Origin of the sequence: Chryseobacterium sp. PCH239, assembly GCF_018924625.1 — a bacterium.
Lineage (GTDB): Bacteria > Bacteroidota > Bacteroidia > Flavobacteriales > Weeksellaceae > Chryseobacterium > Chryseobacterium cucumeris.
Genome location: NZ_CP073027.1, coordinates 1778527 through 1801759, shown reverse-complemented (window position 1 = coordinate 1801759; position 23233 = coordinate 1778527). Strand labels below are relative to the sequence as shown.

Genomic DNA, 23233 nt, shown 5'->3' with positions numbered 1-23233 from the left:
AAAATTAAATTTAGTAGACCCTTTGATATCAATTTGATCATTGTCTTTATTTTCAATATCTTGTGTCCTTGGTTCTAAATCATGAACTAAGCTTTGATACTCATTAAAATTGATTTCAATATTATTAAAAATTTTTCTTTTTGAATTATTAACTCATTTTGTAAATCTTTAATTTCATTTTCAATTTTAATTATGCTATTTAACTTTTCTTGGTCTGTTCGAATTTCAGTTTGCAATAATTGTATTTTGTCTTGAGATTCTTTTTGACCAAGTAATGGTTTAATTTTTTCTTGTAATTCTCTTTTTATTTTGTTATTATTTATTAATTGCTTTTTAATAGAACTTTCATTGATCAGATTATTATCATCCAAAAGAAATAATTGTTCAATTTCATTTATTTTATTAATTGCTTGTTGTATAAAACCATACTGTTCTGTAAATTCAGATTTTATGTCAATATTCTCTAATGTATTTAATAAACTATTTTTATCATTTTGTATTTTTTCTAAAGATGCTTTTATATTTTGGTTTAGAGTTTTAAGTTTACGATAATCTGAAATGATCTTTTCATTTTCATTTATAAGGATTTGTATTTCGGTGTTGTATTTATTATAAAGATTTTTGTTTTCCTCTGAAATATCTTTTTGTAAAGTTATTATTTCATTTTGTCTAAAAGTGATACTTGTGGTGAGAATATCTTTACTCCCTTTATCTTGTATGTCTTTTTTTAATCCTTTTATTTTATCTTGAAAATCAAAGAAAGTATCAATTTCTCTTAGTTTTTCAGAATTATTAGAATCTCTATTATCTTCAAATAGTTTATATCTTTCATTTGCAAAGGGGTCTTCTAAAATAAGTTCTTTTATAAGCTCTTTTAAAGTACTACCATTTTTTTTACTTCTGTCTACGAGATTAGATAAATGATTTTGGGGGATATATTTAATTTCAGGAAGGATGCTAGGCTCTGTATTATCCCTATCGGAAGATTGTTCTAAGCCAGATGCTAGTTTAACTTTAACAATAAAATCAGATTCATTTTGTAAATCGTCATAAAAGTACTTAAAACGATTATCAGTAGTGTCAAAATATTTTAAGACTCCTTCGTCACTTCTATCTTTATATAGCGCTTTTGCAATATTATACAATAATATAGATTTTCCTGAAGATTTTCCACCAATAATTACATTTAAATTATCATTAAAATAAATTATTTTAGGTGTAAAAAGATTATTGGAGCTTACAAACGAAGCTTGAGAAATTATTAATTTTTTATCCTTTTCATTCGGAATATTTTCTTGAATAATCACTCTTTGTTCTGGCTCATGCAGAATTTGTTTTAAACCTTCAAAAGTAAGATGGGATTTAATCCATGTAAAACGATTAAAAATATCAGTTTCTGTATGTGCATCACAACCTACAATACATGCTTTTAAATGGCCTTGCTCTTCTATTACACGTTTTCTTTCATTATATTTTTCTTCAAAAGTTATATCCTTTTTGTTATCAAGTCTTTTACCTAAAAAGTACTGAGTATCTTTTTCTTGATTTGAAAAAATTGCCTGTGATAATTTGTAAATATTTTTCCTAATTCCGTCTAAACTTCCTGTTTCGTTTTCAAATAAATCATAATGTTTCTGTAAGCCAGAATTACCATCATTGTTTGAGTTACTTACTATAATTAAAATATTATCTTTTAATTCTAAATTTTTATCTATTACCTCTTTTAATGTTTTAGGGTCTATTGTATATCTATTTAAACCTTCTTTAAAAAGTTTATTATCATCTCCAGTTTGTCCAAGTGATTTAGCATAGTCTATAAATCCAGCATGGTTCATTTTGAACCTACCTTCATTTTCTAAAGTATTAAATAAGGCATTATTAAGCTTTGGTACATAATCAGGATTTATCAGACAGTGAATATTTATAAGCCTAGATTTGTCAGTTGTTGGTAACATCCTGAGTTCTATGTTTGGAAGTAAAAAAATATTTTCAATAAATTCTTTCTCTTCATCTGAAAATATTGGATTATCTTGATCATCAACTTTAGATTGTATTTCATCTATAAACTTTAATGCATCAAGATATCTGTCAATTGTAAAATAATCAGTTATTCCTATACATGCAATGTTTTCTTGATAGGCTTTTTTAAACAAATAAATAAAATATTCATCTAATGATTTTGACGTAAATTGATCATTTTTATTTGTATTTTTTGTGTGTACATGTAAATCCCATTTTCTCCATTCTGAACCTCTATTTATTTTCATAATTTTTAGTTTTTCCTAATATATTAATTTCTAACTAATTGAGCAGTTTTGCTCAACCAACAAATATATTCCCAATCCATAAAAAAACACTACGGCTTCCCGTAATCCTTAACATTTCTCCAATATCTCCTTAAAAACCCTCTCCATCTCCCCTTTATCCGCCTTTCCTCCTGATAAATCTTTCGATTTTTCTTCAATATCTGCTATCGTTTTCTCCAGAAAATCAAACAGTTCCCAATCGTTTGGATGGTAATAGGATTCTCCTTTGGTTGCTTTTAAGGTGACAAGATCTTCTATTTTTCTTTTGGTGGCTTCATCTGTTAAAACAAGTAGGTCACTGAACAGTACAGGAGGAACCGTTCCTTTTTCTATGATCCATTTTCCTGTTAATGTGGTTCGTAAACAATAAAAATAACTTTTTAATTTTACTTCATCATGTCTGCAGGCTTCCAGATATTTCTTGCTCATGCTCAGATAATGATAAGAAACCGCAACCAGAGAAAAGCAGGCATCAGCCAAAGGTTTAAAGAGTTCTACAAACCTTTCATCCGCTTTATACACGATAGGAGAATAAAACCAGCTCAGCAAAGCCGCATTCGACTTCAGTAAGAGATGAAACGTCTTTCGCAGATCCCAGCCGGAACCATCCAGATCATCTTCTGTCATAAATTCTATCGTTTCATCCTTATCCCAGGGAGAAAGATACCAATCTTTGTCGTGACGGTATATAAAACGTATATCATAATCACTGTCAGGAGACGCAAAACCCCAGGCTCTGCTCCCTAATTCTACAGCAAGAAGGACTTCTACGCACCGTGTTGCTTCTATTTCTTTTATTTTTTCAAGTATTTTCGGTGTCATTGGTATTGATTGATGGCGCAAAGTAAAGGGTGAAGTGCGCAATGTTCTTACGTTGTTTTTTTGTTACGAGATCCGGGTTTCGTGGGGATGGGTTTGAGTGTGGGAGAGTTTGAGAGTTGCTGGGTTCGGGTTTGAGAGTAAGTGAATATTGCGGGCTAAAATTTTTTGACTTTTGAAAATTGGGCGTTAAAAAAATAAATTGTGTGAACGTTAAGAAAATTCTCCTGTCTGAGTGCGACGAATATATTGATTCAAAAAAGTAATAATGAATTCGCACGAGTTTAGAATTTTTAGAGAACACATTTTATTTTTAGCTCAATTTTCAAGGTTTTGACCTTTTGTTTCTTTTGTGTCAAGACAAAAGAAAAAGACTCATTGAATTTTACTAATATTGCACTTTTCCATTTAACATAACTATAAACATCCATGTTATCATCAGAATTACAGCATAAAATTGATTTTAAAACAAAACCGTTAGGTGCATTAGGGCATCTTGAACATATTGCCCACAAAATCGGAATGGTTCAGAAAACCACTTCTCCGCAGTTGCTTAACCCTCATATGGTGGTTTTTGCGGCCGATCATGGGATTGCTGTTGCAGGCGTCAGTGCCTATCCACAGGAGGTCACCTATCAGATGGTGATGAACTTCCTTGGCGGAGGTGCTGCCATTAATGTTTTTTGCAGACAGAATGGTATCAACATTAAAATTGTAGATGCAGGAGTGAATTTTGATTTCCCGGAAGGGCTGAATCTCATTGATAAAAAAGTCAGAAAATCCAGCCGTAATATTCTGGAAGAACCTGCCATGACTTTCGAAGAATATCAGCAGGCACTTAAAAATGGAAAGTCTGTGGTGAATGATATTGCTAAAAAAGGCTGCAATATCATTGGCTTTGGAGAAATGGGAATCGGGAATACTTCCGCCTCTTCTTTGATGATGAGCAAGCTTTTTGATATTCCTATTATCCATTGTATCGGACGTGGAACGGGACTGAATGATCATCAGCTTGACAATAAGATCAGTATTTTAAAAGAAGCTGTTGAAAAATACCCGGATGAAATGACTGAGGATGAGATTGCCCAGACCTTTGGCGGATTGGAAATAGCCCAGATGATTGGAGCCATAGAAGAAGCTTATCATCACAATATGCTGATCATGGTGGATGGTTTTATTGCAACAGTTGCGGTAGCCACGGTCTGGAAAAAGAATCCTGAAGTATTGAATAACTGTATCTTCTGCCATGTAAGCAATGAAAATGCCCATCCTCAGCTGTTGGGATTAATGAGAGAACAGGCCATTCTCAATCTGAATCTGCGCCTTGGTGAAGGAACAGGCTGTGCATTGGCTTATCCGATTATTCAAAGTGCCGTTAATTTTCTGAATGAAATGTCAAGTTTCGAAGATGCAGATGTATCAAATAAAAACTAAATGAAAGCTATAAAAAATGAACTGATTTACTTTGCAACGGCACTCATGTTTTTCACGAGAATTCCGGTTCCGTTTACCATTCCGTACTCCAGCGAGATTATGAATAAATCTCAGAAATATTTTGCCTGGGTAGGCTTGATTGTAGGGCTCATCAACGCTTTGGTTCTTTATCTTTCTACACTGCTTTTTAATCTTGAAATCGGGATTGTTTTAATGATGATTTCCAATGTTTTGCTGACCGGAGCTTTTCATGAAGATGGCTTCACAGACATGTGCGACAGTTTCGGAGGCGGATATGGAAAGGAAAAAATCCTGACGATTATGAAAGACAGCCGGGTAGGAGCATATGGAACGATAGGGATCATTTTGCTTTTTGCTTTAAAATTTTATAGTATTCAAACCCTAGGAATGAGTAATCCGGTGGGAGTTTTACTCATTGTTATTTTAGGGCATACGGTAAGCCGTTTTATTGCAGGAACGATGATCTATACTCACCAGTATGTTACGGATATCGATGTCAGTAAGTCAAAGCCTCTGGCCAATAAACCATTGGATGGAATGGCTTTGCTGGTAAGCTTCATCAGTGTTTTAGCCACTTTTGCCCTGTTTCCGGACTGGCGTTTGATTTTTGCTTTTGCGCTCGCTTATTTAGGAAAAATATATATGGGCTGGTATTTTAAAAAACATATCGGAGGGTATACAGGTGATTGTCTGGGATCGGTACAGCAGGTTTGTGAAGTTTTATTTTATTTAGGAACAATCATCGTATGGAAATTCATTTGATCCGTCATACTGCTGTGGACAATCCTGAAAACCTGTGTTATGGTTTTGCTGAAATGCCTTTACGGAAAGAGTGTATCGAAGATTTTAAATTGTTGGATATTGACGGTCATTATGATATAATTGTTTCAAGTCCTTCTGAGCGATGCCGTATTTTGGCTGATTATTTTAAATTTGAATACCAAACAGATGAAAGACTTCGCGAAATGAATTTCGGGAACTGGGAATTAAAAAAATGGACGGATATTCCAGAAGAAGAAATCAATCCGTGGTACAAAGATTTTGTCAGTGTAAAAGCCTCGGGTGGTGAAAATCTTCTTGAAATGCAAACCCGCGTTCTCAGCTTCTGGAATGAATTTATTCAAAGAAAAGATCTGGAAAAAGCACTTATAGTTACGCATGCCGGAGTTATTCGTCTGATCCTTCAGGCGGTACTTCAGTTCCCATTGGAGAATATGTTTACTATTCAGATTGATTATGGAAGGAAAGTGATCATTCATGTGAATGAAGGAGTTTTTTCTGTGAAAAAGGTGAATGTATAATTACCATAAAGGCTTGTATTCAATAGGAACGGACTTTAGTCCGTTTGTTAAAGATTAGTTTGTAGGCCGAATTCCTGTAAAAAACATACACAGAAATAGTACAATCCCGACTATTCTCCCAACTGAAGACGTGAAAATTCCCCTCCCTCGGAGGGGTGGCGAAAATTCAAAGAATTTTTGACGGGGTGGTTCTCAACGTTTACCTAACCAAACCGCCACCAAAAAACGCCACCCGATATCATCAGATGACGCCATAGAATTTATTTAAAAATTCTGATAAAACTATCTTTTTCCAGGTTTTCCAGTGAGAAATCAAAATCAGCTTCCGCTTTTTCTGTGGTAATCTCACCGCCAAGCTCTTTGATAAGCTCATTGAAAGACATCGCTTCATACCATTGCTGGTATAATGCATTTGTTGCCATTGCAGAAATCTGGCTATTTCCTGAAACATGCGAATGTCCGGCTCCGAAATTCAACAGTACGAAACATTGCTTTTCATTCTTCGCTACAAGCATTCCTAGAATCATTTGCTTCTGAACAGAATTACATCTGGCTTCAGCAAAGAGGTGATTAGGATTCATCATATAATCGTAGGAAATATTATCCCCTTTTCCGATCACAATTTTATATCCGCAGTTCGCATCTCCACTGAAAACGTTGTTCATAACAAGGGTTGGTTCACAAAGGCCTTTATTGGCATAAAGATATTCAACAGCGCCATTAGGAGCAGAAGTCATATCTCCGGAGTACATCAATTGTCCGTTACCATGGTTATAAGCGGCATTCCAACCTATTTTTCCTGCGATGTTCAATCCTGAAAGATCAAGGTCATTGGCACCCCATTGGTCTTCCCAATAAATACCTACAGCCAGTCTATCCGCATAAAAACGGGTTCCGGTAGGAATATTTCCAACAAACATTTTTTCAGAAGTTGGCAATGCAAATTCTATATTCTCAGGGAAATAGAATTTCTTTCCGGACAGGTTTTCATACTTCAGTTTCAAAAAGTCCAGAATGAAATCATAATTGAACTGATTCACGTAAGTTTCCTTACCTTTTTTAGTCCATGATTTTCCGTTTCGGATTCTGTAGACAAAGGTATCCTGACCATACATTCTGGAGTAACATGCTGATAATGCTTTGAATAATGCAAACGGTGTCGCATTTTCCAGCCAGTGCCAATCGCTGTTTTCCAATAGAGTATTTGTAGCGTCATTCAATGGGTTTGAAATCAATGGTTTATGATGAACCTTAGATAACTTTGATATTTTGTTGATCGCTTTGGGCGCTCTGTTTTTATAAGCCAGAAATAACGGCTTGAATCTGTTGAAAATTTCCGCCATTTTTTCCAATCCAAAACTTTCAAACAAATATGTTGGATTAAAATTACTCTGCTTGATTAAATTAATCAAATCATCATTTTTGATTAAAAGCGTAGTGTTCGTCGTTTTATAAATAACATAACGGAAAAACTCAACGGGATTTTCAGGATAGATATCATATAGATCAGCAATTTTTATAACCGCTTCTTTATTTCTGATGTTTTCTTTTCCGGTAAAATCATATTCCAGCTCCGTATGTAAAATAGAAAGCAAATCATCAATGGTTTCCTGTTTTAAAGCAATTCCTGATCTTAAAAGAGCAAGACATTTTTCCTGCATTTCTTCTACAGAGTAGGCTTTGATTACTTTAAAAACCAGCTTCATATCAGGAACATTCAAAATTTCATTAGGAATATAGATTTCACTTTGAAAATCGCTTCCATAGGTTGAAATATAATGAGTGATCTGTTCAAAAAATAAATCAATTCTGGAAGTGTTCTTTATTTTCTCCCAGGATTTATGAAAGGTTTTATTCAAATTATTACCATTCAGCTTTTCCTTTGCGTAAAAAGAGATGATTTCATTTTTTGCCCATAGAGCATCCGGTTCAATGATGAAACCATCATTAGAAATAAATGGCTTTTCATCAGATTTTCTGGCCAGTACAGCATTGAATAATTGTAGTGTTTTCATTGTTTTAAGTTTAAAAAATAAGTGAGGAGTAGATTCATTAAAAGTGAAAGGTATAGGAACTCCTTTTACCTATAGTTTATAAAAAGCGGGGAGTATTTTTCCAAAAAATATAGGAACTCCGTTTGCCTTGTAATTTGTAAAAAGGCGGAAAGTAAATCTGGAAATATAGGAACTTTCTTTGCCTTGAATTTTTCTAATATTTTTAGTGTTGTGAAATTTGGTTATTGTTTTTATTTAAACCTAACGGGTTTCTAAAACCCGTTAGGTTTGAACATACTATTAAAATTATGCTTTTCTGAATTTCTTTTTTTCTTCCATGGAGCATTCTTCTGAACATCTCCGGCCATAATACATCCGTAAGGCATCACTTCATCCAGAACTTCACAAAGTCCGTATTCTTCTATCTGTGCTCTTACATTCTTCGCACTTTTATAAGCGCTTGGAAGTTCAGAAATATCAATCTCATTAGAGTAGAAACGGATATCCAATCCTGCTGTTTCCTCATTGAAGATTTCCTCGGTCGTTTTATGAGCTAAAGATTTTTTATGCTGGCTTCTGCTGAAATTTCTTCCTGCTCCGTGCGGTGCAAAACCTAAGTTTCTTTCATTTGTTTTTCCCTGAACAATCAGTACCGGTTCGGCCATATTCAACGGAATCAGTCTAGGTCCGGTGATATCAGGCATGAATTTATCATCCAGCGGAGTAGCTCCTTTCGCGTGATAGAACAGGTCTCCATCTTTGAAAACGAAGTTATGTTCGTTCCAATATCTGTTTTCCTTCTCCATTTCCAGCTTATTCAGCACGGCATCATGAAGGGAAGTATGGTTTTCTTTTGTCCATTGTCTTATTAATTGAAGTGCTTCCCAATACGATTTACCTTCATCTGTATCATAAGGAATCCATGCATTTTCTCTTAAAGTTTCAGGAGAGATTTCCTGTCTGAAACGGTTGGCAACCTTCATTCCTTTATCATATAAAGCAGCACCCGGAGCTCTTGACCCGTGATGGGTTACCATCATGGTATTTCCAGTATTTTTGGAAATTCCGACAAAAAGGAAGTGGTTTCCGTCTCCCTGAGTTCCCATATGAGAACGGGCAATGCTGATCAGTTTTTCATCCTGTAAGAATTCATTTTCTCTGAAAGCATCCATCAGTTCCTGAGACATCGGCATCTGTTCCCCTCTTGCTCTTCCTCCGTATCCGAAATGAGTGACAGAATGTGCTGCATCCAAAACCTCTTTAGGATTTGTTTTTCCAAAATCCGTCAGCATCACAGAACAACAGATATCCGCACTATGGAATCCCGGGTGAATAGCATTTTTTGCCACGACCACACCTCCAACGGGAATCTGACCTTCAGGACCTGTAGGGCAGGCGTCCGGCATTAAAGCTCCACCAATCAGAGTGGGAGTTTTCATCAGAACTTTCATGGTTTTGATTACTTTTTCCACATTATCATTCTCACTTTCGTGCTCTGCACGTATATTGATTATAAAATCTTTAGCTGTTTCATGAAGCGGAATAAGATCTGGCTGTTTGAACTGTACCAGATATTCTGCGATCTGATGTTCATCCAACTTATTCTCGTTGATATAGGTAATGGCATCTTTAAACCATTTTGCCGGTCTATATCCTAATTCGATTAAATGATTTCCATTAAATTCCATTTTGTTTCATTTTGATGATGCAAAGTAATATCATTATTGCGCAATAGTTTTGCGTAGATAAAGAAATTTTAATTATTTTTACAAAAATTAATTAAAAAGACGAAAAAGCCCAGTGGCAGACTCGTAAAAATAGTATAAAATTAAAAAAACAAGGCTCATGGTATTATTAGAACAATTAAAACATTTCCCGGAAACGATTCAGTTTAATGATGTGATCGCTCATATTGATGAACATTATGAATTTACTCCTACTGCCTTTCAAAACGGAGATACAACCAATCAGGCCGGACAGAACAATGGTTCGTGCAAGGTTTTCAGCTTTGCAAGTATTCAGGATCTGACGAAAGAACAAACCCTTTGGCTTTTTGGTGAGTTCTACAGAGAAGATGTTTTGAAAAATCCTGAAGGAACTGACCACCAAAATATCCGAAACTTTATGAAATTCGGCTGGGAAGGGATTACTTTTGACGAAAATGCTTTGAGAGAGAAATAATTTTCAGGAAAAGAGCAGAAATAAAAGCAGATTGCTATTAAAAAAACACCAATCATTAAACACTAAGGTATGTCATCCAATAAAAATGCTCTGATCCGGTATAAAACATTAGATAAATGTCTTAAAAACAAATACAGAAAGTATACGCTGGAGGATCTTATTGATGAATGTTCGGAAGCATTGTTTGAATTTGAGGGAAAAGAATCGTATGTAAGTAAGAGGACTGTTCAGCTTGATCTTCAGAATATGCGGAGTGAAAAATTCGGATATGAAGCCCCTATTGAAGTTTACGAAAGAAAATACTATCGTTACAGTGATCCGGAATACAGTATTCATAATATTTCTGTGAATGAAAGTGATCTGAAGGCGATGAATAATGCGGTTCAGATTTTAAAACAGTTCAAGGATTTTTCCATGTTCAAGGAGATGAATGGGGTTATTCAGAAACTGGAAGATTCTATTCATGCCACCAGCCAGAAATCTATTATTCATCTGGATAAAAATGAACAGTTGAAAGGATTGGAACATATTGATATTCTGTACGAAAGTATTGCTAATAAAAAAGTGTTGAAGATCCTTTACAAAAGTTTTACGGCAAGGGAATCCAATATCTTTACAGTACATCCGCAGCTGTTGAAAGAGTTCAACAACCGTTGGTTTCTGATCTGTTTTTACAAACAAAAAATGTACAATCTGGCACTGGACAGAATGGAAAGTATCGAAACAGATGATAGTCTTCTCTATATTGACAAGGATCTGGATGGAGATGAATATTTTAAAGATATTGTAGGAGTAACTGTTGCAGAGTCAATGGACCCCAGAAATGTGGTCTTTTGGGTGGATTCGGGAAATGCTCCCTATGTGAAAACAAAACCGCTGCATAAAAGTCAGGAGATCCTAAAGGAAGACCGTGAAGGCACGCTGTTTAAAATATGTGTGCAGATCAATTTTGAGCTGGAAAGACTCTTGCTTGGGTTCGGAGACTCTCTGATTGTACATAAGCCCAAAAAACTACGGTTGAAAATGGAGGAAAAGTTCAGGGCAGGCAGTAAAAATTATCAGAATCTGATTGTTCCTGAGGAAAACTAAATTAATTTAAATGTACCATTCACAGGGCTTTGTTGAAGATAATTTATTTTCATAATTTATCTTGGCTTGGAAATTGTAGTATTAACTTAACAATACCAAATTAATTATGAAATCAAGAATATTTAAAGCATTAATTGCAATTATAGCACCGCTGGCGATAGAGTATATCGTAAAAAAAATATCTGAGAAGATAGATAAAAAACAAGAAGAGAAAGAGAACGAAAAAAAGCAGATTACGGCTTAAACGTAAAAGTAGTTTAAATTTGAAATTATTGAAAAGAGACTGTCATAACAATGTACAGTTTCTTTTTTTGTTGTTAATGGATCTTTTTAATGAGTGCTGAAGACCACCCCGTCAAAAATTCTTTGAATTTTCGCCACCCCTCCGGAGGATGGGAATTTTTACGTCTTCAGTTGGTGTATTGGACAGGATTGTTTTTGTACTCCTTATAGCAAAGGCTGAGTTTCTATGGAATGACAAATTGTGTGGATACATCACCATTCCAATTGTGTCATTCCGTAGGAATCTCGGTTTCCCTACACAAAGTCATAGATCCCGTCTTTCCATCCCAATACTTTGGAAGAGTCCGCTTTAAGCCAGTTTTTCAGAATTGTTGCATATACTTTTCTGAAATCCTCTTTATAAATAAGATCGCCATCATTCAGATTCTGCAGATCAGGAAGTGTATTTAACAGTCCTTTTTTCTTAAGGTTTCCGCTGATAAAGAACATCTGATTGGCAGTTCCGTGATCGGTTCCGTTGCTGGCATTCTGTGCCACACGACGGCCAAACTCTGAGAATGTTATGAGCAGTATATTTTTAAAGAGTCCGTTGCTTTTCATATCTGCAACAAATGATTTTACCGACTCGTTGATATCATCAAATAACTTTTTCTGTCTGTCATTCTGGTTGACGTGCGTATCGAAACTTCCGATCGAAAGATAGTATACCTGGGTATTAATGTCAGATTTTATCAAAGAAGCAACCGTTTTAAAATCTTTTCCCAGTTGAGAATTGGGGTAAACCTGCTCTGTTTTTTTAGCTTTGCTTTTTTCAAAAATATAATCAGCATTGTTGATGGTAGAACCTAAAGTCTGATAGAGATAAGACACCGTTTCATCATCATGATGATGGTCGTAGAGAGATTTAAAATACTTTTCCTGACTGGTCTGATACAGTCTTTTGGGATCTTTAAAGGCAAAAGCTTTGTTATTTTCACCTTTTAGGGCTAGACTAAGCATATCATCTACTTCCAGTGCCTGCGTAGGATGATCACAGTGATAACATTCTTCGTCCAGAAAACGTCCCAGCCAGCCTGTTTCCAGAAACTGATCACTTCTGCTTGCCGACTGCCAGATATCCATGCTTCGGAAATGGGATTTATCCGGGTTGGGATATCCTACGTTATTCATCACAGACAGCTCTCCGTTATCAAAAAGTTCTTTAAAATAGGAAAGTGACGGATTAATTCCAGCCTCATCTGTAAGCGGTATAGAGTCATGAATAGCCAATGTCTTCCTTTCCCTGAAATAAATATCGTTTTTGGCCGGAATAATGGTATTCAAACCATCATTTCCTCCCGTAAACTGAAGGACTACCAGAATGTTCTGACCAGGATTCAGCGCTTCATCCAGCGTCATCGCTTTTAAGAAATTAGGCATCAGCATAGAAGCAGTAGCCAGTGAGCTTATTTTGAGGAATTCTCTTCTTTTGATTAGCATAATTTTGTTTTTAGGGGTTAAGATGGCAGGTGGCAGATGACAGGTTGCAGGTTGTAAATTATAGGGCTGGACCACATTTTATTTTTATAGCAGTGAAAACTAAATCAGGGAGGAGCCAAGTTCTACTGCGACAGCTATTACCTGCTGCCTGCAACCTAAAACCTCCTACCTAACATAACTGATATTCCGGAGTAGACATCAGGTTGATGACAGTCATTTTTATACTCTTGTCTGAAAAATTACTTACAGAGTTCATATCGAGGCTTTGGGTATTCTGCAGAAGATAATCTTCACAGTTTTTATAGGCGAAAAGCTTTTCAATACGATCCCAGTCGATGGTGATATTCGGGTTTTTAAAGCTTTTATTTAATGCTGTTTCACGGGATTTCATTCCCATATCAATATCATCATCCTGCCGTGGGCTGTATTCCAAAGGGCGGAGTCCGGACCAGATCTGCGGAACCTGAAGCCTGAGCATTAAAGTAGAGCTGTCAATCCATGACTTTCCATTCGGCCATCCCGCTACATTGGGCGGGTAAAGCAGCATTTGACCCAATAATTTCTGATAAACGATGAGGTTTTCAGGGTTCTGAATATGCATTGGAAGGATTCGCATGATTCCTGCCATCAGTTCTATAGGTGATTTTATCCTGTTTCCGATATTCTTCTGATCATAAAACCAGGTGCTTAAAAATATCTCAGTCATCAGCTTTTTGATGTCATATCCTGAATGGTAGAAATTGGCGCTGAGTTGATTAACAATCTCCTGGTCCGGTTTTTCATTGACGAAGAATTTATAAATCTTTGTCGTAATAAATTGTGCTGTAGTTTTCTGTTCCAGAATAATATTGAGCACATCATTTCCGTCAAAGTTGCCTGTTTTTCCTAAAAAAGTTTTGCTGCCTTCATCATGGAGATTTTTTCTTTCTTTAAAATTCCCTTCTTTATCATAACTCCATCCTGTAAAAGCTCTTGCTCCTTCTCTTACGTCCTTTTCAGTGTAATTTCCTCTTCCCATGGTAAACAGTTCCATCACTTCACGGGCAAAATTCTCATTAGGATGGTCTTTTTTATTCTGTTGATTATTCAGAAAATTCAACATGGCAGGCGACTGGCTTATTTCAAAAAGCAGATCTCTGAAATTGCCAAGTGCGTTTTTCCTGATTGTATTTAAAAGCTGTTTGTTGAACTTTGGATTGATCACTCGTGATGCAAAATGCCCATGCCAGAAAAAGGCCATCTTTTCCCTCATCTGTTCCTTACTGTTAACGATGGAGTTTAGAAAATTCAGGTTCAGTTCGTTATTTTGTTCCCTGTTGATCCGCTGCATTTCTTTTTTCTTTTCTGCAGGAGCTGTACTGTTCATATAGTCTGCCACAGAAACAGGATCTGGAGTGTCATAAGTGATTTCGCTGAAGCTTTCTTCTTTAAATAATTCATTCATCAGCATTTTAATGTTTTTATTTTTCAAACCATCAATTTGATTAATGCTAACACCAAAACCTGCCCGCCAAAGAAGATGCTTGTTTTTTAATAATGAATCAGCCATCATGGAGAATTTATTTTTTGATGTATTTTGAACAAAAAGGTTAAAATAACAACGGGTTAAGCATTGTTAATATTGTTGTATTAGACTGGAAGCTGGTAGTAGGAGGCAATAGGCAGGAAGTTTTAGATCGTAGAAATAGAGTTGATTTTATGAATTATATTTCTTCCAGTATCCGGCTTCCTTTCTTCCATCCTTTAATTCACTTTTTAACTATCATTTTTGATAAATTTTGTTAAACAATTATTTAAATTTTGTTAAAATTAATATATTGATAGTCATTGTTTTATGTTTTTTTGAATGTTAAAATACAAGAAAAACCCTTGCTTGGCATGATTTTTACATCCTCTTGTTTAGTAAAATTTAAAAATTAGAGTTATGAAAATGTTTAAACAAGCAATAGTACTGGCTGGTATTTTAACAGCGGGTATCGCAAGCGCCCAAAGTGCTCAAATGAACAATATGATCAAGGTAGGTGCAAATGTTGGTTTAGCAGTTCCCGCAGATAATCTTTCCGCTGCAGTAGGAGTGGATGTAGCGTACCAGAATTTGATTACCCCAGGGTTTGGATTAGGTATTGCATCAGGATATACTCACTATTTTGGAAAAGAGAACAACGGATATAAAAACAATGATGTAGGAGTAGTTCCTGTAGCAGCTTTAATCAGAATTTATCCAAAACAAACCGGTTTCTATTTCGGAACTGACTTAGGATACGGATTCCTTGTTGGTGATAAAGCAGTGGCGTCAAACACCAATGTTGAAAGAGCTGGCGGAGGTTTCTACCTTAAACCGGAGATCGGATACCACAACAGAGACTGGAATTTCTTCGTACAATACCAAAAGGTTTTTGTAGGAACCAAGGGAGATTTGCCAGGTCAGGACTATAATGTGGGGAATATCGGAGTAGGATTCGGTTACAATATCCCATTAGGAAAGTAGTTAGATTTAATATATAAACAATTATTAACCAAAACCTTTTCACGAAAGTGGAAAGGTTTTTTTGTTCTGTGCAGGATTTACAAAAACAATTATTATATTTGGTAAAATTTGAGGTTATGATTCTGAATCCAAAATTTCCACTTTATTTACCAGGAGTAGAGAACAGTAATAATGATAGTGTTTCTATCATTGGAGCAAGTCTCCGTGAAGATATAACAATCTTAGGCTATTTTGTTTCCGGGAACGGAGGTCTTGAGATAAAAGTAGAAAATAAATATGCAACCAAAGAATATGCTTCCTTTTCAGATATTTTAAAGAAGTTTATTCAGGATAATCAGCTTGAAAATGTAAAACGTCTGGGAATGGCTGTGCCAGGTCCTGTATTGGACGGGAAAAGCAGTCCGGCAAGATTAGGTTGGCATTTAGATATTGCCGAGTATACACGCGATTTCGGGTTTGAAAAAGTAGAAATGCTGAATGACCTGGAAGCTTCTGCCTATGGAATGGCTCTTCTTGAAGATAACCATCTTGAAGCCATTTATACCAGCGGACATCTTGAAAAAGGAAATGTGGCGGTTCTTGCTCCCGGAAACGGATTAGGAGAAGCAGGCTATTTCTTTGACGGAAAATACCTGAGACCTTTCGCAACAGAGGGAGGGCACTCAGAATTTTCACCAAGAACCAACGTAGAAGTTGAATTTTACCAGTTCTTAAATAATATCTATGGTATTGTAAGCTGGGAAAATGTATTATCCAAGTCAGGACTATTCAATATTTACAGATTCCTGAGAGATGTGAAAAGACACCCGGAACCGGAATGGTTAGGAGAACGCCTTGCGAAGGGGAATTTTGTGGAAGAGCTTTATAAAGCTGCTGTAGAGGAAAATGTTTTGATCTGCAAAATTGCTTTAGATACTTTCCTTGAGTTCCTGGCAAGAGAGGCCAATAACTTAACATTAAAATTAAAAGCTACCGGAGGATTACTGATTGCCGGAGATATTCCACAGATGATCGCAGAATATATTGATAAGGCGAAATTCTATGAGAAATTCAAGATCAGTGATAAAATGGAGGAAATGCTTAAAAATATTCCCATCTATCTGGTCAAGCAAAATCACACAGCATTAAATGGTATAGCACTTTACACCGCTTACTATCAGCTATAAAATAAAACTCCGAAGAAATTCGGAGTTTTTTTATGGAATGATATTATTCATGAAAATAATAAATTTTATTGATATACATCAATGAAATCTATTGAATAAGATACTTACATTTGCATCATTAAATAAGTAAATAACTCTATTCAATGAAAAAAATATTTTTATTAGCAGTTTTAGCTGGTGGTTTAGCTTTCGGACAGTCAAAAAAAGTAGTAGCATCTGATGTACACTGGTGGGGATACAAAGTAGCAAAATCTGAGGCCAGTTCTCACGACGGTACTGTAAAAGTGAAGTCAGGAGATATGGTAATGAAAGGAAACCAATTGGTAGGCGGAAGCTTCGTATTGGATATGACTTCTATTACTTCTACTGACCTTACAGGAGAATATCAGCAGAAATTAAACGGGCACCTTAAGAACGGGGACTTTTTTGAAGTTGAAAAATATCCTACAGCAAGCTTCAAAATTACAGGAGTAAAGAAAAACAATGATAAAGTTTACAACTCTCTTGTAACAGGAAACCTTACTGTAAAAGGAAAAACAAGCCCAATCTCTTTCCCTGCTAAGATTTCTTACAGCAAAGGAGTAGTAAGTTTAGTATCTAACAAATTCTCTTTCGACAGACAAAAATTTGACGTAGCTTACAAGTCTACGATGCAGGATGTTTTTGTGAAAGATGATATTGATATGCTTGTAAAGGTAACTGCTCAATAAATTAATCAAAAAAAGATTATTAAAAGTGTAGAAGTTCTACACTTTTTTTTATTTTTGTTGAATTGTAAATAAAAAAGAATGAAAAGATTACTATTGTTTGCTATGGTGTGCGCAAGCATGTCATTTGTTTCTGCCCAGAAGAAATTTGATAAAGTTTCAAAAGTGACTTCATCAGAGATCAGATGGTGGGGGTATAAAGTGGTAAAAACCGAAGAAACTTCCCATTCAGGAACAGTAAAGCTGAAAAGTGGAAAATTTAACTTTGACCATACGGTCCTGGTGGATGGAGAGTTTATTATCGATATGAGAAGTATGATGGCGGGAGATGTTTCTGATGAGGATCAGATCAAGCTTACCAACGATCTGAAGAGCCCAAACTTTTTTGAAGTAAAAAAATTCCCCATTGCAAAATTCCATTTGACTAAAATTATTCCTTTAGCAAACAGTGAATACAATTCTACAGTGTACGGTGACCTTACTCTTAAAGGGGTGAGAAAAACAATCTCTTTCCCTGCGAATGTATACGTTACTCAGTTTACAACATCTATTGAATCTGCTAAGTTCTCCCTGAATAGAAGAGACTTTAAAGTATTCTATCAGTCTTCATTGAAAGATTATTTCATTAAGAACGAAATGGATATTCAGTTCAAAGTTTCCACAGAAATGCTGGATAATGAGAATAGAGTACCGAAAAAGAAAAAGTAAAATATATTCTATTAATACAGAAGAGCAGTTCGTGAGAATTGCTCTTTTTTAATGCTGTTAAATCAGGAGGCTCATCCTTTATTTCCTTATTTTTTATAAATTAGTGGTATGAAAATTTATATCGTAAGCGGTCTGGGAGCAGACTTTAAAGTCCTTGAAAGAATAGAGTTTCCCAAACACTGTGAATTGATTTTTATAGACTGGCTTATTCCCGAAAAAAATGAGCCTTTCGATGCTTATGTCAAAAGAATGGCAGAGAAAGTGGATGATTCAGAACCATTCTGCCTGTTGGGGTATTCTTTCGGAGGAATCATTGTTCAGGAGATTAATCAATTGAAACCTGCAGAAAAGGTGGTGATCCTTGGAAGTATAAAATCCGATAAGGAAAAATCCAGATTCATAAAGACAGGTGAGCTTACCAAAATCCCAAGAATACTTCCGGTAGGTTTATTCAATGACAAAGCGGCCAATGTATATGCTGTTGTCCGAAAGCTTTTTGACCCTAAAAATCCTAAACTTCTTCAATATTTTAAAGTAAGAGATCCTTATTACCTCAAATGGTCCGTAGAAAAAGTTTCCGAATGGAAATTTGAAGAGAATCCCAATGTCATTCAGATATTAGGTGATAAAGACATTGTTTTTCCTATCCGCTATTCAAATCCGAATTATGTGGTAAAAGGAGGAACACATCTTTTTCCGGCCACTAAATCCAAAGAAGTTTCCAAAATACTGTCAGAGATTTTTTCTGAAAAAATTGAAAAAGTTCCAGATTGAATATTTTTTTAGGGGTGTTTGATTTAAAAATGTAGTTTTTATGGAATTTATATTTAAATTTGATAGGGTTAAATATAAATTTTATGAAAGTAGGGTTAAAATGGATCGTTTCATTCTCTGTTATCGCAATCGTTGCCATTGGTGGTTTATTCTGGAATCCGGCTGCCGATATTCCTGATACAAGGGAATTTTTAAGTGAAGATAAAATTGTCGGCGCTGATGTTGCCTGGATTCTGGCCGCGGCAGGACTTGTTTTGCTCATGACGCCAGGACTTTCCTTTTTTTACGGAGGAATGGTCGGGAGAAAAAATGTAATTTCTACCATGCTGCAGAGTTTTATTGCCTTAGGCGTTATCTCCATGGTGTGGGTAGTCGTAGGCTTTTCTTTATCTTTCGGTGAATCTATCGGGATTACAATAGCCGGAAAGCATTACGGTATCATTGGAAATCCGCTCAGTTATCCCTTTTTTAGCGGGGTAGGAAATCTACCTCATAAACTGATGGCTCCCACGATTCCTTTTATTCTTTTTGCCTTGTTTCAGATGAAATTTGCAGTTATTACTCCGGCAATTATTACCGGATCTTTTGCAGAAAGGGTTCGTTTTATATCTTATTTATTGTTCATTGTTCTTTTCAGTATATTTATTTATACGCCGCTTTGTCATATGGTGTGGCATCCTGAGGGGCTTTTAAACAAATATTTCGGGGTAAAAGACTTTGCAGGGGGAACCGTTGTGCATATGAGTGCCGGTTTTGCTGCGCTTGCCGGAGCTTTGGTGGTAGGAAACAGGAAGAATCCTCATCATGAGCCGTCCAATATTCCGTATGTGCTTCTGGGAACAGGAATGCTGTGGTTCGGATGGTTCGGATTTAATGCCGGATCTGCTTTGAGTGCTTCTGCATCTGCGGCTACCGCTTTTGGAACAACTACCATAGCATCTGCTTCGGCGATGATGACCTGGATATTTTTTGACAGAATCAATGGGAGAAGTGTTTCTGCTTTGGGAGCGTGCATAGGAGCAGTGGTAGGTTTGGTGGCCATTACTCCCGGATGTGGTTTTGTAAGCATTCAGGAGAGTCTTTTTATAGGATTTATCACAGCAATCGTTTCCAATCTGATGGTGAACTGGAAGGTTTTAAAGAAAGTAGATGATACCCTCGATGTTTTTGCCTGCCATGGAGTAGGAGGGATTATGGGAATGATTCTTACCGCCATTTTTGCTCATGGTGAAAAAGCAAGTCTGCTTCATGGTGGAATTGATGTTTTTCTTCATCATATGGCAGCCCTTGTTTTGGTTTCTATTTTTACTTTTTTAGGATCATTAATTTTATATAAACTTACAGATTCCATGATCACATTAAGAGTTTCTGAAGAGTCTGAAAATAAAGGGCTTGATCTTTCGCAGCATGAAGAATGCCTGCAATAGCTTTTATATTGTGATGATATGTTGATATCATTAAAAATTTGAAGGTATATTTCAGGATTTATCATGTATCTTTGTTTCTGAGGAAAATGACGAATCATTTATGGAATCAATATCGGTTTTTGAAATTATTAAAGTAGGAATAGGTCCGTCCAGTTCACACACGATGGGACCCTGGAACGCAGCAGCAGCATTTATCAGGATTATAAAAAGAGAAAGATCAATAGAAGAAGTTAAAGAGGTTTTTCTTGAATTCTTTGGCTCACTCGCAAAAACGGGAATCGGGCACGGAACTGATATTGCGGGAATGCTTGGGTTGAATGGAGAAGATTTTAAAACGATCAATACTTCAAAAATTGATGAAAAGATAGATTACATCAAGAGTACTCAAACCATTAACCTTGGTGGTGAAAAGGTAATTCCATTCATTTACGGACATCATTTGGTTTTAAACATGAAAAAGAGCCTTGATTTTCATCCGAACGGAATGATCTTCAGAGCTGTTTTCGAAGACGGAACTGAACTCGTGCAGGATTTTTATTCTGTAGGTGGCGGTTTCATTGCCAGCCAGGAAAAAAACTCTATTCAGAAGCAGTGTGTACGTACGCTGTATCCTTGTCATAAAGCTTCAGATATTGCAAAATATTGTGAAAAGCTGGGATTTGATAAAATGTCAGATTTGATTTTCATGAATGAAGAAAGCTGGAGAACCCAGGAGGAAACTAGGCAGGAAGCACTTTATATCTGGCAGCAGATCAAAGAATGTATCTACAAAGGGGTCAATAAGGAAGGAGTTCTTCCTGGCGGACTGAATGTTTCCAGAAGAGCCGCAGGAATCAACAGAAAGCTGCTCGGAGATAAAATCTATAAAAACAAAGACGAATGGTTCCAGCAGGTAGTAGACGCTGAAGAGAACTTTACGAATATCAACAAATGGATTGCTTGTTTTGCACTGGCAGTGAATGAAGAGAATGCAAGCTTCGGAAGAATTATTACCGCACCTACCAATGGCGCAAGTGGAGTTATTCCGGCGGTATTGATGTACTCTCAGGCATTTACCCCATTTACGAGTGAGGAGGATATTATAAGATTCTTGCTTGTAGCGGGAGAAATCGGGACCTTATTCAAGAAAAATGCAACCATTTCTGCAGCAATGGGAGGATGTCAGGCGGAAATCGGAGTATCTTCTGCAATGGCAGCAGCCGGACTTACAGAAATCTTAGGAGGAAGTGTAGGACAGGTGTTGATGGCGGCAGAAATTGCGATGGAACATCACCTTGGATTAACCTGCGATCCAATTAAAGGGCTGGTACAGATTCCATGTATTGAAAGGAATACGATGGGCGCGATGAAAGCGATTACGGCAGCCAATATTGCACTGGAAAGTGATCCCACCAAAGCAAAAGTAACATTGGATGAAGTGATTCTGACCATGTGGGAAACAGCTCAGTCTATGAGTGACCGTTTTAAAGAAACTTCGGAAGGCGGACTGGCCATTGCAGTCAACGTTCCGGAATGTTAATAGAAATTATTTTATTTCAAAATATAAAACCCTTAGCCACTATGACTAAGGGTTTCTTAATAAAATAAAAGTAAAAACCGTCGGGCTTTTAGTATCGTATAAGAATTTTTATCTTAAAATTCCTCTGATTCTGTTGGCGTTGGAAATCAATTCTTCCAGATATTCATAGTTTTCTTTTTCCAGAGCGGATTTGAATTTTCTGAGCTGAGTGATATGTTCGTTCAGAACGTCCAGTACATTTTCTTTGTTTTGCTTAAAGATAGGAACCCACATTTCCGGATGCGACTTGGCAAGACGTACGGTACTTGAAAAACCCGAACTGGCAAGCTGGAAAATCGTTTCTTCTTCACGTTCTTTTTCCAATACGGTATTGGCAAGGGCATAAGATGTAATATGGGAGATATGGGAAATATAAGCAGTATGAACATCATGATCTTCTGCATTCATATAAATCATGTGCATGTCGAGAGCATTGACTACTTTTTCAACGGTAGCCAGAGCATCGTCTGCCGATTCTTCTTTGTTGCAGATGACACCAGCTTTTCCCGAGAAACTTTCAGCAATAGCGGATTTTGGACCGTTGTTTTCCGTTCCCCACATCGGGTGGAACGCTACAAATCTTGACCGTTTCGGATGGTTTTTTACCGCATGTACAATGCCTGCTTTGGTGGAACCTGCATCCATTACCGTCTGCTGGTCAGACACAAGATCCAGAACAGAAGGCAATAGTTTTCGTGCAGCATCTACAGGAATAGCAAGAATAATCAGATCCGAATTTTTAATTCCATGTTCAAGATCTACTCCCGCATCAATGATTTTAAGTTCCAGTGCGTCACTGATATGCTGTGTATTGTTATCGATTCCGTAGATGAAGCTGGCCAGGTTTTTCTCTCTTAATTTCAAAGCCATCGAACCTCCGATTAATCCCACTCCAATAATACTTATTTTCATCTTTTTCTATTTTTTAAAATAAAAAAACCTCGTCCCTAGGACGAGGTTTTAAATTATATTCATAAGAATCCCTATCCCAGAGCTGAGGTAAAAATTCTATAATAATATGTTCCGTTGTTAAAAATCACAGAGCAAAGGTATAAATATTTTTTTTAATGAGACGAAATTTTCTTTTCTAAATTATCTGGAGCTGGGATGAATTGTTTTTTTGAAGGTAGGAGTAGGCCAACTACTTATTTTTTATTAATTGAGTTTTGAAATTTTTTGACAAGGTCAGTTTCAAATGTTAAAATATCTTCTGGAATTTTCACAGTTTCTATTTCTCCTATTTGTTCCCATTTATTCTTTTCATATAAATAAAATGTTGTTTTTGCATTTTGTTTTGGTTCAAATTCTCCATCTTCCCCTCCTGTATAAGTGATGAATTTAACAGGTAAATACGAGGCAAGTACATAATAATCATTTTCTTTAATAAGATTTTTTATCGCTTTTGAATTTTGGGCATCATTTTCAAGGTTCGCGGATTTTGAAAAATAACCTCTCGAATTATTAGGATTCCAAAAATATTGAGTTTCATCTGTTTTTCCAATAAAGTCTACTCTGAAAAAACCTATTTTTTTATCTGA

At 36.1% G+C, this 23233-nt stretch carries 20 protein-coding genes; 13 read left to right on the top strand and 7 right to left on the bottom strand.

Annotated elements, in window-relative coordinates:
- Positions 1–86: 86 nt before the first annotated feature.
- Together KBP46_RS08140 and KBP46_RS08135 are read right to left on the bottom strand one after the other, a co-directional pair.
- A complete protein-coding gene (locus tag KBP46_RS08140) occupies positions 87–2267 on the bottom strand; it encodes a hypothetical protein (protein ID WP_216445102.1) in 2181 nt (726 codons plus the stop codon).
- A gap of 108 nt (positions 2268–2375) precedes the next feature.
- Positions 2376–3128 (bottom strand): nucleotidyltransferase domain-containing protein, encoded by a 753-nt coding sequence (locus tag KBP46_RS08135; protein ID WP_216445101.1) that lies wholly within the window; start codon positions 3126–3128, stop codon positions 2376–2378.
- A 426-nt stretch (positions 3129–3554) separates the two neighbouring features.
- Between KBP46_RS08135 and cobT the strand changes: the two genes are divergently transcribed.
- Genes cobT through KBP46_RS08120 form a run of 3 tightly spaced genes read left to right on the top strand, consistent with a single transcriptional unit; the run spans position 3555 to position 5881 of the window.
- Positions 3555–4559 (top strand): nicotinate-nucleotide--dimethylbenzimidazole phosphoribosyltransferase, encoded by a 1005-nt coding sequence (gene cobT / locus KBP46_RS08130; protein WP_216445100.1) that lies wholly within the window; start codon positions 3555–3557, stop codon positions 4557–4559.
- Entirely contained in the window at positions 4560–5342 is a 783-nt protein-coding gene (locus KBP46_RS08125; protein ID WP_120233098.1) for an adenosylcobinamide-GDP ribazoletransferase, read from the top strand.
- A complete protein-coding gene (locus KBP46_RS08120) occupies positions 5327–5881 on the top strand; it encodes a histidine phosphatase family protein (RefSeq protein WP_216445099.1) in 555 nt (184 codons plus the stop codon). Before KBP46_RS08125 ends, KBP46_RS08120 begins: the two co-directional genes overlap by 16 nt.
- Before the next feature lie 260 nt (positions 5882–6141).
- Here the strand turns inward: KBP46_RS08120 and KBP46_RS08115 are convergent, their stop codons facing one another.
- Positions 6142–7896: a hypothetical protein gene (locus KBP46_RS08115; protein ID WP_216445098.1), complete on the bottom strand. Its 1755-nt coding sequence runs from the start codon at positions 7894–7896 to the stop codon at positions 6142–6144.
- 251 nt (positions 7897–8147) lie between these two features.
- Positions 8148–9563 (bottom strand): RtcB family protein, encoded by a 1416-nt coding sequence (locus KBP46_RS08110; RefSeq protein ID WP_216445097.1) that lies wholly within the window; start codon positions 9561–9563, stop codon positions 8148–8150.
- Between the two features lie 157 nt (positions 9564–9720).
- Here KBP46_RS08110 and KBP46_RS08105 point away from each other — a divergent pair, with 157 nt between their 5' ends.
- From KBP46_RS08105 to KBP46_RS08095, 3 genes are all read left to right on the top strand, one after another.
- Positions 9721–10056, top strand: a complete 336-nt coding sequence (locus KBP46_RS08105) for a HopJ type III effector protein (protein WP_120233102.1) — start codon at positions 9721–9723, stop codon at positions 10054–10056.
- A 69-nt stretch (positions 10057–10125) separates the two neighbouring features.
- Positions 10126–11145, top strand: a complete 1020-nt coding sequence (locus KBP46_RS08100) for a YafY family protein (protein WP_216445096.1) — start codon at positions 10126–10128, stop codon at positions 11143–11145.
- 106 nt (positions 11146–11251) lie between these two features.
- Positions 11252–11389 (top strand): hypothetical protein, encoded by a 138-nt coding sequence (locus tag KBP46_RS08095; RefSeq protein WP_167348772.1) that lies wholly within the window; start codon positions 11252–11254, stop codon positions 11387–11389.
- Between the two features lie 293 nt (positions 11390–11682).
- Here KBP46_RS08095 and KBP46_RS08090 read toward each other — a convergent pair whose 3' ends face one another.
- Together KBP46_RS08090 and KBP46_RS08085 are read right to left on the bottom strand one after the other, a co-directional pair.
- The gene (locus tag KBP46_RS08090; protein WP_216445095.1) at positions 11683–12867 is read right to left on the bottom strand and encodes a DUF1501 domain-containing protein; all 1185 of its coding nucleotides are present in this window, start codon (positions 12865–12867) and stop codon (positions 11683–11685) included.
- A gap of 169 nt (positions 12868–13036) precedes the next feature.
- A complete protein-coding gene (locus KBP46_RS08085; RefSeq protein WP_216445094.1) occupies positions 13037–14419 on the bottom strand; it encodes a DUF1800 family protein in 1383 nt (460 codons plus the stop codon).
- Positions 14420–14791: 372 nt separating this feature from the next.
- Between KBP46_RS08085 and KBP46_RS08080 the strand changes: the two genes are divergently transcribed.
- The 7 genes from KBP46_RS08080 (at position 14792) to KBP46_RS08050 (ending at position 21656) form a co-directional block, all read left to right on the top strand.
- A complete protein-coding gene (locus KBP46_RS08080; RefSeq protein WP_062671310.1) occupies positions 14792–15355 on the top strand; it encodes a hypothetical protein in 564 nt (187 codons plus the stop codon).
- A gap of 116 nt (positions 15356–15471) precedes the next feature.
- Positions 15472–16521 (top strand): glucokinase, encoded by a 1050-nt coding sequence (locus tag KBP46_RS08075; RefSeq protein WP_216445093.1) that lies wholly within the window; start codon positions 15472–15474, stop codon positions 16519–16521.
- Positions 16522–16664: 143 nt separating this feature from the next.
- Complete coding sequence (locus KBP46_RS08070; RefSeq protein WP_062671305.1) at positions 16665–17231, top strand: YceI family protein; 567 nt, start codon at positions 16665–16667, stop codon at positions 17229–17231.
- A gap of 78 nt (positions 17232–17309) precedes the next feature.
- Positions 17310–17936: a YceI family protein gene (locus KBP46_RS08065; protein ID WP_216445092.1), complete on the top strand. Its 627-nt coding sequence runs from the start codon at positions 17310–17312 to the stop codon at positions 17934–17936.
- Between the two features lie 108 nt (positions 17937–18044).
- A complete protein-coding gene (locus KBP46_RS08060) occupies positions 18045–18710 on the top strand; it encodes an alpha/beta hydrolase (RefSeq protein ID WP_216445091.1) in 666 nt (221 codons plus the stop codon).
- Between the two features lie 83 nt (positions 18711–18793).
- Positions 18794–20137, top strand: coding sequence for an ammonium transporter (locus KBP46_RS08055; protein WP_216445090.1), 1344 nt, complete (start codon positions 18794–18796; stop codon positions 20135–20137).
- Between the two features lie 100 nt (positions 20138–20237).
- Positions 20238–21656 carry an L-serine ammonia-lyase gene (locus KBP46_RS08050; RefSeq protein WP_062671299.1) on the top strand — a complete coding sequence of 473 codons (1419 nt, stop codon included), beginning with the start codon at positions 20238–20240 and terminating at the stop codon, positions 21654–21656.
- Between the two features lie 108 nt (positions 21657–21764).
- Here KBP46_RS08050 and KBP46_RS08045 read toward each other — a convergent pair whose 3' ends face one another.
- Positions 21765–22607: a prephenate dehydrogenase gene (locus KBP46_RS08045; protein WP_137905854.1), complete on the bottom strand. Its 843-nt coding sequence runs from the start codon at positions 22605–22607 to the stop codon at positions 21765–21767.
- Between the last annotated feature and the right edge of the window lie 626 nt (positions 22608–23233).